13 protein-coding genes and 4 tRNA genes are annotated in these 14,877 nt (G+C 40.8%); 13 read left to right on the top strand and 4 right to left on the bottom strand.

Translation table 11 applies throughout. The features are described from left to right. The first annotated feature begins 101 nt into the window (after positions 1 to 101). The 8 genes from dinG (at position 102) to IT970_RS06105 (ending at position 6,238) form a co-directional block, all read left to right on the top strand. Positions 102 to 2,177, top strand: a complete 2,076-nt coding sequence (gene dinG, locus IT970_RS06140; protein ID WP_036969462.1) for an ATP-dependent DNA helicase DinG — start codon at positions 102 to 104, stop codon at positions 2,175 to 2,177. After that, positions 2,177 to 2,953: a sulfite exporter TauE/SafE family protein gene (locus tag IT970_RS06135; protein ID WP_196857682.1), complete on the top strand. Its 777-nt coding sequence runs from the start codon at positions 2,177 to 2,179 to the stop codon at positions 2,951 to 2,953. Before dinG ends, IT970_RS06135 begins: the two co-directional genes overlap by 1 nt. Next, the gene (locus IT970_RS06130; protein WP_036969469.1) at positions 2,954 to 3,562 is read left to right on the top strand and encodes a primosomal replication protein; all 609 of its coding nucleotides are present in this window, start codon (positions 2,954 to 2,956) and stop codon (positions 3,560 to 3,562) included. Further along, positions 3,559 to 4,452 carry a histone deacetylase family protein gene (locus tag IT970_RS06125; RefSeq protein ID WP_196857781.1) on the top strand — a complete coding sequence of 298 codons (894 nt, stop codon included), beginning with the start codon at positions 3,559 to 3,561 and terminating at the stop codon, positions 4,450 to 4,452. Before IT970_RS06130 ends, IT970_RS06125 begins: the two co-directional genes overlap by 4 nt. A 45-nt stretch (positions 4,453 to 4,497) precedes the next feature. After that, positions 4,498 to 4,776, top strand: a complete 279-nt coding sequence (locus IT970_RS06120; protein ID WP_036969473.1) for a late competence development ComFB family protein — start codon at positions 4,498 to 4,500, stop codon at positions 4,774 to 4,776. Then, positions 4,766 to 4,924 carry a YbaM family protein gene (locus IT970_RS06115; protein ID WP_075594137.1) on the top strand — a complete coding sequence of 53 codons (159 nt, stop codon included), beginning with the start codon at positions 4,766 to 4,768 and terminating at the stop codon, positions 4,922 to 4,924. Before IT970_RS06120 ends, IT970_RS06115 begins: the two co-directional genes overlap by 11 nt. A 107-nt stretch (positions 4,925 to 5,031) precedes the next feature. Continuing rightward, complete coding sequence (locus tag IT970_RS06110; RefSeq protein WP_196857681.1) at positions 5,032 to 5,922, top strand: DMT family transporter; 891 nt, start codon at positions 5,032 to 5,034, stop codon at positions 5,920 to 5,922. 73 nt (positions 5,923 to 5,995) lie between these two features. Then, positions 5,996 to 6,238: a hypothetical protein gene (locus IT970_RS06105; protein WP_036969480.1), complete on the top strand. Its 243-nt coding sequence runs from the start codon at positions 5,996 to 5,998 to the stop codon at positions 6,236 to 6,238. Positions 6,239 to 6,243: 5 nt separating this feature from the next. Here the strand turns inward: IT970_RS06105 and IT970_RS06100 are convergent, their stop codons facing one another. The 4 genes from IT970_RS06100 to IT970_RS06085 are packed head-to-tail and all read right to left on the bottom strand — an operon-like array spanning position 6,244 to position 11,208. Beyond that, positions 6,244 to 6,903, bottom strand: coding sequence for a tRNA (adenine(22)-N(1))-methyltransferase (locus IT970_RS06100; RefSeq protein WP_196857680.1), 660 nt, complete (start codon positions 6,901 to 6,903; stop codon positions 6,244 to 6,246). Beyond that, on the bottom strand, positions 6,903 to 7,832 hold the full coding sequence (locus tag IT970_RS06095) for a class I SAM-dependent methyltransferase (RefSeq protein WP_074989788.1): 930 nt from the start codon (positions 7,830 to 7,832) through the stop codon (positions 6,903 to 6,905). The genes IT970_RS06100 and IT970_RS06095 overlap by 1 nt, the downstream gene beginning before the upstream one ends. Before the next feature lie 5 nt (positions 7,833 to 7,837). Further along, the gene (uvrB, locus tag IT970_RS06090; protein WP_036969486.1) at positions 7,838 to 9,832 is read right to left on the bottom strand and encodes an excinuclease ABC subunit UvrB; all 1,995 of its coding nucleotides are present in this window, start codon (positions 9,830 to 9,832) and stop codon (positions 7,838 to 7,840) included. Beyond that, positions 9,829 to 11,208 (bottom strand): MATE family efflux transporter, encoded by a 1,380-nt coding sequence (locus IT970_RS06085; RefSeq protein WP_196857679.1) that lies wholly within the window; start codon positions 11,206 to 11,208, stop codon positions 9,829 to 9,831. The genes uvrB and IT970_RS06085 overlap by 4 nt, the downstream gene beginning before the upstream one ends. Before the next feature lie 1,054 nt (positions 11,209 to 12,262). On the opposite strand from IT970_RS06085, the gene IT970_RS06080 reads away from it, so the two are divergent. From IT970_RS06080 to IT970_RS06060, 5 genes are all read left to right on the top strand, one after another. Beyond that, positions 12,263 to 12,339, top strand: a tRNA-Asn gene (locus IT970_RS06080). Positions 12,340 to 12,360: 21 nt separating this feature from the next. After that, positions 12,361 to 12,437: transfer RNA gene (locus IT970_RS06075), tRNA-Asn, on the top strand. 19 nt (positions 12,438 to 12,456) lie between these two features. Continuing rightward, a tRNA-Asn gene (locus IT970_RS06070) sits at positions 12,457 to 12,533 on the top strand. A 26-nt stretch (positions 12,534 to 12,559) separates the two neighbouring features. Then, positions 12,560 to 12,636 (top strand) — tRNA-Asn (locus tag IT970_RS06065). 183 nt (positions 12,637 to 12,819) lie between these two features. Further along, the gene (locus IT970_RS06060) at positions 12,820 to 14,763 is read left to right on the top strand and encodes an EAL domain-containing protein (protein WP_036969491.1); all 1,944 of its coding nucleotides are present in this window, start codon (positions 12,820 to 12,822) and stop codon (positions 14,761 to 14,763) included. Positions 14,764 to 14,877: the final 114 nt, after the last annotated feature.

Raw genomic sequence — 14,877 nt, 5'->3', positions numbered from 1 at the left:
AATGCTAATCAACAAATTTACTAACAAGTCGCTTGTAGTTACTCAGTTAACTCTCTAAAATTAATTACTGTAATTATATACATACTTTAGGTTATCTGGGCATGCTTTCTGACTCATTAAAAAAAACTATTCGGCAAATTCATAAGCATGTAGCTGATAATCTCACTGATTACCGCCCACGAAGTAGTCAAAACTACTTAGTTGCTGAAATAGCCAAAACACTGGCGGGTGAATACCATAAAAGCCAACGTATCTGTGTTATAGAAGCCGGCACAGGCACGGGTAAATCGTTAGCTTATTGTTTAGGTGCGCTGCCACTCGCTATGGCAAAAAAGAAAAAGCTGGTTATTTCAACGGCGACCGTTGCACTGCAAGAACAGCTAATTAATAAAGAGCTGCCTTTTTTCAAAGAGCATTCAGGCCTCGATATCAAGTTTGATCTTGTTAAAGGCCGACAACGATATATTTGTGCACAAAAGCTCAGCAACGCGGTCAATGGCGATAGCCAAACCCAAATGGAGTTCATGCCCACACTTTCTTCTCCCTTAAGTGATATGGAAACAAAGTGTTTAAAACAGCTGTACGATGCGTATTCAAAAAAACAATGGCAAGGCGATCGCGATAGCTGGGCCGACACAATTCCCGATAAAGTATGGGGCCTTATTGCTTGCGATAAGCACTCATGCCAACGACAAATGCGTGCTCATCAATTATGTCCATTTCATATGGCGCGCCAGCGGTTAATGCAGATGGATGTGCTTGTTATCAACCACTCATTATTGCTTGCCGATCTTGATTTAGGCGGCGGAAAAATACTGCCTGAACCCGATAACACCATTTATGTTATTGATGAGGCGCATCACTTAGCCCATATCACTCGCGACTTTTCATCTGCCGCAGCGACCATCAAAGGCACGATAGAGTGGCTTGATAAACTGGTAAAATTTGCAGGCAAAATGGCCAACGTTTTGGTAGGCCAAAAGGCCATTGGGCAAAATTTTAAACTGAGCGACAGTATTAATGATGCGGCTAAAAACTTAAAAGTGGTGCGCGACATACTCGACAATGCCAACTTTAATTACAACAGTGATGATACCTATCGCTTTGAGCACGGTGAAATCCCAGCCTCGTTACATGCCAAAGCAAAAGACATTAGCGACGCAACGCTTGATGCTCTGCGTGCCTTGAATAAAATGCATGACACGCTCGTACAAGATGTGAGTGATGGCGATATAAAACCCTATGTTGCCGACCCTATTTTAGGGGAAAGTGGTCACTACATAAATCGTTTGGAATTATTAAATAAATTATGGTTTAGTTATGCCACAAAGGGTGAAGGTATTCCCCATGCACGCTGGATTAAACGTTTAGAATATAAAAATCATCATGATCATTTACTCAGTGATTGCCCAATTGAAGTTGGTTATTACTTAAAAGATAAACTTTGGAATCAATGCGCGGGAGCCGTACTTTGCTCTGCAACTTTAACCGCACTAGGGTCATTTGACCACTTTGCTTACGAGTGTGGCCTTGCCAAAGAAGAGGGTGTTAAGTATATCAAAGTGCCGTCACCTTTTGATTACCCCAAACAAGCTACATTACATATTCCGAACACACTTATAGAACCGACAGACAAAGCATTTAGTGATCATTTAGCCGAAAAGTTACCAAGTTACCTTGATGATAAAAAAGCAAATTTAGTGCTTTTTGCCTCATATTGGCAAATGGACCATGTGGTCAAAGCTCTTAGAACGAAAGGGATAGATGTCTTAGTTCAAGGTGAAATGTCGCGCGAGGCTTTACTCAAAAAACACAAAGCTAATGTCGATTTAGGGAGGGCAAGTTATTTATTTGGTACACAAAGCTTATCAGAAGGGCTCGATTTACCGGGTAAATACCTAGAAAACCTCGTCATTACTAAAATTCCTTTTGCGGTGCCAACTTCACCGATAGAAGAAGCACAGGCCGAGTTTGTGCAAAGTAAAGGGGGCAATCCATTTTTATCAATCACAGTTCCTGATGCAGCAAAGAAATTAGTTCAAAGCTGTGGTAGACTGCTTCGCAAAGAAAACGATCAAGGTCGCATTACCATTCTTGATCGCCGTTTAGTGACCAAGCGATATGGCAAAGCCATGCTCGATACCTTGCCACCTTTTAAAAGACAAATTGATTATTAATGTTTGAACTAGCTTTAGAACCAACCACATGGGCATTACTTTGCGCTGTCGCGCTGGCCGCTGGATTTATTGATGCCATTGCTGGCGGTGGAGGTATGCTTACCGTCCCCGCATTACTGACAGCCGGACTTCCTCCCCATCTTACGCTTGGCACCAATAAATTGGCAGCCAGTTTTGGCTCATTAACAGCCAGTGTCACCTACTTTCGTAAGAAGTTATTTAGCCCTCGTTTTTGGGCTGCATCCATAATAGCAACAGCAATAGGGGCATTAATTGGTACGTTGGTTGTTGATTATTTAAGTATCGATTTTTTAAATAAATTGCTCCCTGTGGTAATCATTTTGGTTGCCTGTTACAGCTTATTTGGCAGCCTAAGCACAACAGAGCATAATGAATTACCAACACTTGATACTAAAACAAAGATTAAACAATGGTTACAAGGTTTAGGACTTGGCTTTTTTGATGGTCTTGCAGGCCCCGGTACCGGCACGTTTTGGACGGCTTCAAATAGTCTATTATATAAAATGAGCTTATTGCTTAACTGCGGCCTTGCTCGGTCAATGAACTTTGTCTCAAACTTTATTTCATTGATTACCTTTGTCGCATTAGGCCATGTTAATTTTTTATTAGGCATCACAATGGGCTTATTTTTAATGCTAGGCGCATGGCTAGGTGCGCATTCTGCGATTAAATTTGGTGGTAAAATGATACGCCCTGTCTTTAATAGCGTAGTCATTATTTTGGCATTAAAGTTAATTTATGAGGCTTACTTATAAATGCATTCCCCTGCTTTTGATAAACTATGTGAACAAATTGCTCGGCTGAAACATCAAGCCACACAATTCGATCAGAGCAATTTATTTGCTAAAAACCGCTACATGCAAGCGCAACCAAGTTTATTTGATAGAGGGGTGTTTACAACAAAAAGTATGAAGCTTGCTGACTACGTGAGTGAAATTGAAGACGAGTTAAAAAGTTTACCCCCGGCAGAGCATCGCCACGCGTATCAATATGCCTTAGAGCGGATAACTCAGCAGGTACAAGCCGTCTTCAATGTAATAAAGTCGACTCCTGTTTGGGCAAAAGAAAATAAATACAGTTTTAAGCCTAAAACCAAACCTCAGGTATACAAACAAGCCGTACAAAAAATGATGCAATCGTCGCATGAACTGTATGACGAACTGAAACAGAACCATGAGTTTGAACGTCGTTTAGTACTGATGATCGAAGAAAGAAAACTCAAACTAGACGCAGCCAGCGCAGCAAAAGCAGCAGAAATAAATCAAGAGATACTGGCGTTGCATGCACGCTTAGGAAGGTGTCGTAAAGCAATTTCTGCCACCGAAGACAAAATTCAACAGGTCGAAAAACAGCAGCTTAGATAATGTTTTACTATCATCCCAGTTATTCTGCGCTTAATTTACCCGCACGGCATCGCTTCCCTATTCAGAAGTACAGCTTACTAAAACAAAAATTAAGTACCTTTATAAACGACGATAAGTTTATTACACCTAATAAAGCCACAACAGCACAATTAGCGTTGTGTCACGACCCGGCTTACATTAATGCATTTTTAAATGGGACACTTGAGGAAAAAGCCATTAAGAAAATGGGCTTTCCTTGGTCAAACGAGTTAGTTGAACGCACCTTACTTTCTGTCGGTGCAAGTATAAATGGCGCTGAATTCGCATTGCAGCACGGTGCCGCTTTTAATCTAGGCGGCGGTTATCATCACGCCTTTAGTGATCACGGAAGTGGTTTTTGTATTTTTAACGATTTAGCGATTGCTGCAAACCACTTAATAAACGAAGGGCTGGCTGACACTGTTCTGATTTTCGACTGTGATGTACACCAAGGAGATGGCACCGCAGAAATTGTAAGCCATCACGAACAAGTGATTAGCTGCTCAATTCATTGTGAGCAAAATTTTCCGCGCATCAAGCAACACTCTCACTACGACTTCGCACTTGAGCATGGCACCACTGACCAACACTACTTTGAAACAGTAAAACAAGCATTCCAACTAACCGTTCGACTTCATCAACCCGATATCATTTTATATAACGCCGGCGTAGATATCGCTAGCGACGATGAGTTAGGGCATTTTTTTGTTAGCCTTGATGGGGTATACCAACGTGATCACTTCATATTAAGCCAAGCAAAAGCGCAGCAAATTCCTATTTTTTCGGCTTTAGGTGGGGGCTATCAACGAAATATAAATCGCTTAGTTAATGTTCATACTCAGCTTTTTAGAGCTGCTGTCGATTTATTTTAAAGCTTGGTATACACTGAAATGACTATCACTTTGGATTCAAACTGTATGAAATTGCATGATGATATTCATAACTATTATGAAAAACTGGTTGTCGAAGATATAGCGCAGCGAGACTTAGACTCTGTATACAATGACGATGTGATGGCCGATTTATGCTGCACAGTACTCAACCAGCTTCCCGCTCGTTACATTCGCTACGATGTCGATATGGAGTTTTATTTACCGCACAGTGAGCGAATGCTAATGGAACAACAAGTACAAACGGCTATCGATGTTGCAATCAGCCAAGTTGCAAAGAAAAAGGAATTACAGAATGGGCAATGAATTAGAAGCCGCTCCTAATTATATTAAAGTGGCTGTCGACCTTATTATGCTCTTAGAACAAAACGAAGTCCCTGCAGAGGATGTACTCGCAGCATTAGAAATAGTCAAATCAGATTACGAAAAAAAACGTGTGAAACCTGCTGAATAGAGGCCTTCTATTCAGTGCTTACTCTACACTTACAAGCCCGAATAAGGCGAGTTTATCAGGCAGTATCTGATATGCTCGTGCTTTATTATTTTGAATGATTCATCATTATGCCAATACACAGCTTACTGCGCTTATTTTTTCTTGCCGCTATTTGGGGCGCATCATTCTTGTTTATGCGTATGGCGGCCTCAAGTTTAGGGCCTGCCGTTTTAATTGAACTACGCGTAGGGTTTGCTGCCTTAACACTCTGTGTCTTTGCCGTGTATTTTAATAAAAAGCTTGCTTTTCTTACCTACAAAAAGCACTTTTTTATTATTGGTGCACTCAATTCTGCGATTCCATTTTTATTATTTGCGTTTGCCGCACAAACTATTAATGCCTCGACATTAGCGATTTTAAATTCAACAACCCCCATTTGGGGAGCCATTGTTGGCATAATTTGGAGTAAATCGACACCGAGTAAAAGTATGATACTGGGACTCTTAATCGGTCTCATTGGGGTTGCTATCCTAGTTGGACAAAACAGCCTAACTATCAATACCGCCACCACAGTAACAGCAATTATTGCATCCCTGTGTGCCTCACTTAGTTATGCTATTGCCTCGCATTACACCAAACACGCCCCCAAACTGTCAGCTTTCGATAATGCGCATGGCAGTATGTGGGCCGCAAGTATGCTCGTATTACCATTGATTTTTGTGATGCCAATAAGAGAAATGCCAAGTCAAACCGTAATGGCGGGTGTTATTGCTCTGGGTATTGTGTGTACTGCAGTGGCGTATATTCTCTTTTTTCGTCTAATTGACGAGATTGGTCCAACCTCTGCGCTCACCGTTACCTTCTTAATTCCTTTGTTTGGCATTATATGGGGCAACCTGATACTCGACGAAGAAATAGGGCCAAATACGTTACTTGGCGCTCTGTGTGTTATTGCTGGCACCATGCTTGTGACTGGGTTTATTCGTATAAAATCGCTTTTTAAACGACATACCTTGTAACAGAATCCCCTTTGCTTTTTAAAATCCAGTCTATACTCTATTGGATAAAGATACTGATAAAAGGAGAATTATGATGTCAGGCACTACGATGGTGGTATTAATTGTACTGATCTCGGTTGGTTCAGGCGTTATCTTCGATATGTATAAAAAACATTTAGAATTTAAATCGCGCACCCTAAAAGACAATAAAGAAGCGAATGAACAAGTTGCAGCGGTTACCGCTGAGCTTCTTGAGTTAAAACAACGCGTGCAGACCCTCGAAGCCATAGTCACAGACTCAAGTTACAGCGTAAAACAAGAGATTAACAAGCTTTAAAACAATTAGGTTCGCATTAAGCGAGTATACTCATCAAGCACTTGCTGATAATAATCAGCATCTTGGTTTAGCATGCGTTGGTAATGTGCACATAGTTGCCCTAAGTAAGCTTGGTGCTCCTTATTCGTTAATTGCCACATCCCCTGTCCGACTCGCGTTATTGGCGTTTTAGCCGATGCGCTCACGAACATTAACTCATAAAAGCGTCTATTTTCAGAGATAAGGTGCTCGGCGACTAAACCAAAATCTAATGACTGTAGGTGGCTGCGTACTTTATAGCTATGGTGCACAGGACAAACTATAAAATCGATGTGAGCAAGATGATTGTGAGCCTGAATCTGCGAAATAAACTGACACATTAAATCTCCCCCAACTCCTGCAATAATCACGAGATGACGTTTTTGGGGTGTTAAAGAAATAGTGGCCACATCTTGGCAATGTACCTGCCAATGTCCGCGTTGTTCTTCAGTTGAAAAACGCGCCAATGTCTGTTGGAGTGACTGCATCAACTCAGGCACGATATCTACAAAGTGGATTTGATCGGCTCTATTATCTTTGAGTAACTGCATGCCTAAAAAACCATGATCGCAGCAGCAGTCCCAAATCTCATCATACTCATTTGGGACCATTTGCGCGATCGCTAATAAACGCTTACTTAACGCCATTACTGTGTGGTTTTATAAACAAGCGCTTTTAAGCTTCTATCGCTGTCTACTTCAATAAAACCAGCGGTAGGCGCTAAACGTTCAACGAATGTAATTGCACCTTCTGTGTGCTCTGCAATCAGTGCTTTAAATGCTTGTTCAGACATTTCAGGGCTATTGGCACACAACAATAAAAGGGTGTTTTCGTTGAGCAGCTCAGGCAAACGGCGCAATATTTTTTGATAATCTTTCGTCAAAATAAAGCTGCCTTTTTGAAAGCTGGGCGGATCGACAATAATCAACTCATAAGGTGCTGACTTTTTAAGCTTACCAAATGATTTTAAAATATCATGAGGCAAGTAACTAACACCCCGTGTAAACCCATTAAGTTGGTGATTTTGTTTACCTGTTCTGAGCACGCCTTTATTCATATCCATATTAATGACTTGCTCAGCCCCCCCTTGCATTGCCGCAACGGAGAATCCGCAAGTATATGAAAATAAATTCAGTACTTTAGCCCCCTGACTATGAGCCTGTACAAACTCACGGCCACGACGCATATCAGGAAAAATACCGGTATTTTGCCTGCTCAATAAATCGACTCTAAATTTTATGTCATTTTCTTGAACAACATGCTCGTCAGGAAGTTCGCCGTGTACCACGCTATTAATCGTATTTATACCGCTACGCTGTTGATACACCAACGCAGTAATTAATTCTGGGGCATTATTTTGCGCCCATTGCCAAAGTACTTCAGTGAGTTGACCTAGTTGATCGTCAGGGATGCTCTCATACGACACTAAAAATAATGCCGGAGGGTAAAAATCAACATTAATATGGCTTAATTCAGCCACACTGTGGCCGCGGCCATGAAAAATACGGCAAAGTTCGTTAGCCGAAAGTGGCGCATCTGCTAACGCAGTTAAAATGGCTGAAAAATCGTTTGTCATAGTACTTAATTTATTAGCTGTTGTTGTAATTCATGTATTTCGTCACGCACTGAGGCTGCTTTCTCAAACTCCAGATCACTTGCGTACGCGTGCATTTTAGTCTCCAGTGCTTTAATTTGACTGGCAATCTCTTTAGCGCTTAGCACTTTTTTAGATTCTTTACGGACCAATCGAAGGTTATCTTTAGGGCCAGCCTCTTCACCAACATCCATAATATCCGTGATACTTTTCACTAACGCTTGCGGTACAATTCCATGTTCTGCGTTATGAGCTTGCTGTTTTTCACGACGACGATCAGTTTCATCAATAGCCTGACGCATTGAATTCGTTATACGATCACCGTACAGAATTGCTTTACCATTTAAATGACGAGCAGCGCGCCCTATTGTTTGTAATAAAGAACGCGTCGAACGTAAAAAGCCTTCTTTATCAGCATCGAGTATCGCTACGAGTGAAACCTCTGGCATATCAAGGCCTTCTCGTAATAAGTTAATACCCACTAACACATCGAAAACACCAGCGCGCAAATCACGAATAATCTCAACTCGCTCAACAGTGTCGATGTCAGAATGCAAATAACGAACTTTTACATCATGATCATTTAAGTAATCCGTTAAGTCTTCCGCCATACGTTTTGTTAAGGTCGTCACTAAGACACGCTCATTTACCTCAACTCGTTTGTAAATCTCAGACAATAAGTCATCAACCTGAGTACCCACAGGGCGCACTTCAATTTCAGGGTCTACTAAGCCTGTAGGACGAATAACTTGTTCAGCCACTTCACCTGCTGAGCGCGTTAGCTCAAATTCGCCTGGCGTTGCCGATACATAAATCGTTTGCGGTGCAATTGCTTCGAACTCTTCAAATCGAAGTGGCCGGTTATCCAATGCCGAAGGAAGACGAAATCCATATTCAACTAAGTTCTCTTTTCGACTACGGTCACCTTTGTACATTGCACCAATTTGCGATACGGTCACATGCGACTCATCGATGATCATCAAGGCATCATCAGGTAAATAGTCAAGCAATGTAGGCGGCGGATCGCCCGGAGTACGCCCCGATAAATAACGGCTGTAGTTCTCAATACCAGAGCAATAACCAAGCTCGGTCATCATTTCTATATCGTATTGTGTTCGCTGTGCAATACGTTGCTCTTCGACGAGTTTATTTGCGCTAAGCAACTGGGCTCTGCGATCTTTTAACTCGACCTTAATATTTTCAATCGCATCAAGAATTTTCTCACGGGGTGTCACATAGTGTGTTTTTGGGTAAATAGTCGCGCGCACAATGTGCTTTTCAACAGCCCCTGTTAATGGATCAAAGATACTTAAACGCTCAATTTCATCATCAAACATTTCCACGCGCACCGCGTATGTATCTGACTCAGCAGGGAAAATATCAACCACTTCACCGCGCACACGGTACGTACCACGACTAAATTCAATGTCATTACGCGTATATTGCAACTCGGCTAAGCGACGAAGCATATCACGCTGGTCGACTGTTTCGCCTACTTTAAGTAACAACATCATCTTCATGTACGAGTCAGGATCGCCCAAACCGTAAATAGCCGAAACAGATGCAACAATAATTGTGTCACGGCGTTCAAGTAACGCTTTGGTTGCACTTAAGCGCATTTGCTCAATATGCTCGTTAATAGAGGCATCTTTTTCTATAAAGGTGTCACTGGCAACAACATACGCTTCAGGCTGATAGTAATCATAATATGACACGAAATATTCAACCGCATTATGAGGGAAAAACTCTTTCATCTCTCCATATAACTGGGCTGCAAGCGTCTTATTATGCGCCATGATAATCGTTGGCCGATTTAGATCATGGATTATATTTGCCATGGTAAAGGTTTTACCCGTCCCTGTAGCACCTAACAATGTTTGATGAGCAAGCCCTGCTTCAAGGCCCTCAGATAATTGAGCAATGGCCGTGGGTTGGTCACCACTTGGTTTAAATTTTGAAACCAGTTGAAAATGATCACTCATAAATGACACTCCTTCATCGCCGTTGTGCTTAATGCATTTACTTCTTTTATAAACCACTTATAAGCCACAAAAGCGGTAAACAAATTACCCACAGCTGCGCCTATAAACAAGCCTGTTAACCCTGCAATTTCACTCCCGACATAAGCAATTGGCACATAAAAGACAAATAAACGAATGATACTTAAAATCAGCGCATTCATTGGCTTATGTAGAGCATTAAATGAAGAGTTAGAGAGAATTATCACGCCTTGCAAACCGTAACTTAATGGCAAGATATAAATGAAAAGTTTAATGACATCAATAACCGCCTGCTCTTTACCAAAGACATGCGCAATAAAACCAGAGGTCAAAAGCAACAGTAAATAAATGCCGAATTGCCAAATCATCACAAACTTCAACGTAGTAATATACGCTTCTTTTACACGGCCTAACTTTCCGGCTCCGAAGTTTTGACTAACAAACGGTGGCAATGTCATCGACAATGCTAAAACCACTAAACTGGCTATTGACTCAATTCGGCTACCCACACCAAATGCAGCGACGGCTTCAGGGCCATGCTTAGCCACTAACGCCGTCATCACAGCCATTGCAATGGGTGTCAACATGTTCGCCCCTGCTGCAGGTAAACCTATTTTTAAAATTTTTCTTATTGCCCCAATAATCGTTTGTTGGCCAGCGTACAAGCTCAACAAACCATTTTTAATTGCCAGTATATAAAGAATAATCACCACCGCGAAAGACCATGCAATTACACTGGCAATGGCAGCGCCTTGAATACCCAATGCCGGTATTGGGCCCAAACCAAAAATTAAAATCGGATCTAACACGGCATTAATGAGACCCGCTCCCCCCATTACTAAACTCGGCGTTTTTGTATCGCCACTTGCGCGCAAAACAGAATTACCAACCATCGGGGTAATCAAAAATACACTGCCTAAAAACCACACACTCATATAGTCGTGTATTAGCGGAAGTACTTGCTGCCCAGCCCCCAACAATTCAAAAATAGGGTTAATAAATACATACCCAATAACAGACAAGCAAAACACCAAAACCACAGAAATGAGTAAAGCAATACTGGCATCAAACCGAGCTTCATCTAATTTGTCACTCCCTAATGCTTTCGCAATTACCGCTGAAGTGCCAATACCGAGGCCAATGGCAAGACTAATAACCGTAAAGGTTACAGGAAAAGTAAAGCTCACTGCTGCAAGGGGTTCTGTACCAAGTAGACTAATAAAGAAAGTATCAACTAGGTTAAACATCATTAAGGTGATCATCCCGAAGATCATAGGGATAGTCATTTTTTTCAACGTTGGCAGGATTGGAGAGTTTAAAAGATCAGGTTTAGATTTGCTCTGCGACGTCACGGTCATGGGAATACTTTGCCTCTTTTACTGAGCTGATAAGTTTAAAGCATCCTCGCCTTGCAAGCCACGGTTAATTTTAAACAAAGAAAACTGTCACTTTTGAGGCTTTAACATAAAAACAACCACGAACATCGTTAAAAAACAAAATAAGAACATCATTAATAGCATTGTTACAATAAAATGGCAGTAACCGCTGCTTTTTTACACAACAAACCGCGTCATTTTATCGTCACGAATAACATTACTTATCAATTCAGCGTCGCTTCAGATACAAAACTTAACCGTTTGATTTTAAATAAGTAAAAAAAATATGATTAAATGCTTGAAATTGCTGCAGCGCCCTAAAATTCTAGCGCCATAGCTGTTCTTAAAGTTTAATAAACAGAGTTATCCACAGAAACCGTGGATAACTCTCTGAAAGCCGCAATTATAAAGGCTTTTGAGCTCAGTATTTATCGCAACCTATGAAAATCACGCAAGTGTCTTGTTTTAACCCTTTTGTTAGATTCTTTTAAAGAATGCCTAATTATTGTTCACACTCACCCTGCAAATAAATATGACAATTCAAAATAAAGAGGCTAAAAAACAGCCTAACACACTGATAAAAAACACTTAAACCACTCTTCCATCTGTCTTTACATTCACAATTCAGGATCAATTAATGCCGTATTTAACGTTTTTTCTCAACCGACAGACCGATTTGAGACCTCTAAAATGGAAGAATTTAATGCGCAAATAAAAATGATTAGATTAAATTTTTATAGCGAGAATAAAATCTGAGATAAATGACAATTTCCTCTCTTATAAGCCAAAATTCTATACAACGAATACTTTTGGCTAATTTATAATATTGCTAGTGGTCAAAAAGCATGCAAAAAATCACATGATCCAACATGAAATTTTACTTTAACCGCGAAAACATCTGTGTTTTTCAGCTACATTTTGTTCAGATCGAACATAAAAACATCGAATACACTTCTTTTTTGAATTTATGAAGTTTTTATGTTGACACTTTGCAATGCTGTCATTAATATTTCGCCCCGTTGAAAGGCATGACGCTTCCCCCTTAGCTCAGTTGGTTAGAGCGACGGACTGTTAATCCGCAGGTCCCCCGTTCGAGTCGGGGAGGGGGAGCCAAGTTTTTCGACCATAAACGTTTCCCCCTTAGCTCAGTTGGTTAGAGCGACGGACTGTTAATCCGCAGGTCCCCCGTTCGAGTCGGGGAGGGGGAGCCAAGTTTATGATTATGATTGTTCCCCCTTAGCTCAGTTGGTTAGAGCGACGGACTGTTAATCCGCAGGTCCCCCGTTCGAGTCGGGGAGGGGGAGCCAAATCATAAAGCACACTACTCTATTGTTCCCCCTTAGCTCAGTTGGTTAGAGCGACGGACTGTTAATCCGCAGGTCCCCCGTTCGAGTCGGGGAGGGGGAGCCAACTTCCAGAATATATTAGACTTTTATCGTCTTTCACATTCTGCGAATCTATTAGACTTTCTGCCTTATATATTCTAATCTATCCTGAGTTATTTCTTTTTGCTATTTAATTAGAATTCACTGTACTTAAAGCAATCAATCAGGGAATTGATTCTTCCTTTTAGGCTTTTATAAGATAAAAAACATGGCAGGCTTTAAAAAACTAATATTTGTTCAACTTATTTCTTGGCTACTATTTGCATTGCTCGGTGGGTATTTTATTGCACTGGGGTTTGACAACGCAGTTAGCGATGCACAGAAAAAAGCGCAATTCGTAGTGAATACTTACATAAATAGTTTAACGATGGACGAGCTTGCGCCGGAAAAAATACAAAAAGCGCTTGCCGACGGCACTACTTTCTCTAAATTTATAATACGAGATCAAGCAGGTAACCTCGTTACCATGGTTGAATCGCCACAGCCCCTGCCCCTCTTTGCAGATATTGTAAATACGAGCTTTAATTCGATTCGCCCACAATTTGCTGTTAACCAAGCATCTGACATAAAAGTTGAATTCACAATCAACGCAAACAATCTGGCAAACCTGCTACAACAGTCCATGTTTATTGTCATTTTAGTCTCAGGCTTAATTGCTTTGTTGCCTATTATATATATGCAAAGCATGTTCAGACGCTTAAACCGAAAAGTGAGCACCACCATTGCAGATATCATCGATATCTATATCAATCAAAATCAGGTTAATGGCGATCTTGAACAAGCAATGGACACAACACGCTTGAAAAAGCTTAGTAAAGATTTAATACCTACTTTCAATCGTCTTTCGCACTTTTTACAAACCAAGCATGATGATATTGAAAACAATGCAATGAGCATTAAGCAAGAAGCGTATAAAGATGTCATTACAAATCTTGGTAATCGTAATATGTTCGTCGAATACTACGAGAAAAACATCGAAAATGCCGATAAAAGTACCTTTGGTTCTTTAGCTATGGTGCGTTGTAGTGAGCTACAAGCAATTAACCAAACTCGCGGTTATCAAAAAGGCGATGAATACGTAAAAGGTGTTGCCGATATTATTAAACATATCAGTGGTACTTACACCAATAGCCAAGTATTTCGGGTAAACAGTTCAGACTTTGCTGTTATTTTACCTAATACACCCCTAAAAGAAGCTGAACGATTCGGTGATAACTTACAATCGCGTTTTACGCAGTATCAGCAGAACCAAGAATTAAGTTCAGTAGCAAATACAGGCATAGTTGGCTACGAAAAAGGCAAACCTTTAGGCGAACTACTGTCGATTGTTGATAACGCTATGAGCATGGCACAATCTAAGCAAGCAAATGCATGGCATGTTCAACGCGAAACAGATTTAGTAAACAATGTGAGTGCTGGCTTTGGTAATCAAAACTGGCGCAAAGTGATAAACGAAGTGATCGAGTCAAAGCGTGTTCACTTAGTTATGCAAAATATCATGCCAATTGGTAAAAGCATCAAAGCCTATGCCGAAATTCAAGTGCGCTTTAAAACAGCCGAAAATCAAATGCTTCCTACGGCGTCTTTTTTAGCGATGGCCGAAAAACTCGGTATGGCAATGGAAATTGATCGATTAATAATCGACACCACCCTTGAAAAAGTGAAGACACGCAACTTCTCACAAAAGTTTTTTGGTATAAATGTCACAGCATCCAGTGCGCATAATGATCAATTTCTTATTTGGTTAGAACGCCGTTTGTTAAAAGATAACAATATTGCCACTAAATTAATTTTTGAAGTCAGCGAATTTGGTCTTCAGCAAAATATAAAAGCAAGTAAGCGTTTTATTGATATGGTTCATCGTGTCGGTGCGCGTGTGACTGTTGAACGCTTTGGTGTAGGCTTAACTTCATTTAAATTCTTCAGAGACTTGAAGCCTGACTTTATTAAAATGGATGCAAGCTATACCCGCGGCCTTGAAGATGATAAAAACAATCAATATTTTATGCGCTTGATGGTAGATCTTGCTCACCGGATTGGGGTTAATGTTTTTGCCGAAGGTGTAGAGAGCCAGGAAGAGAAACACATTATCGAAACCCTTTGCTTAGATGGCGTGCAGGGTTATTACATAGAAAAACCAAAAGACATCTAAGATCTACGCCAATAAGACCTAATAAACCGACTGTTTATCAGGTCTTTAACGTAACTTTAACACTTCAAATACAAACAGCTTTGTTAATTTAAGCTAATCGCCTCGCATGTGTTG

The sequence above is a fragment of the Pseudoalteromonas sp. A41-2 genome, from assembly GCF_015767615.1.
In the GTDB taxonomy this organism is placed as follows: Bacteria; Pseudomonadota; Gammaproteobacteria; order Enterobacterales; family Alteromonadaceae; genus Pseudoalteromonas; species Pseudoalteromonas lipolytica.
This window is presented reverse-complemented; position numbering and strand designations above follow the sequence as displayed.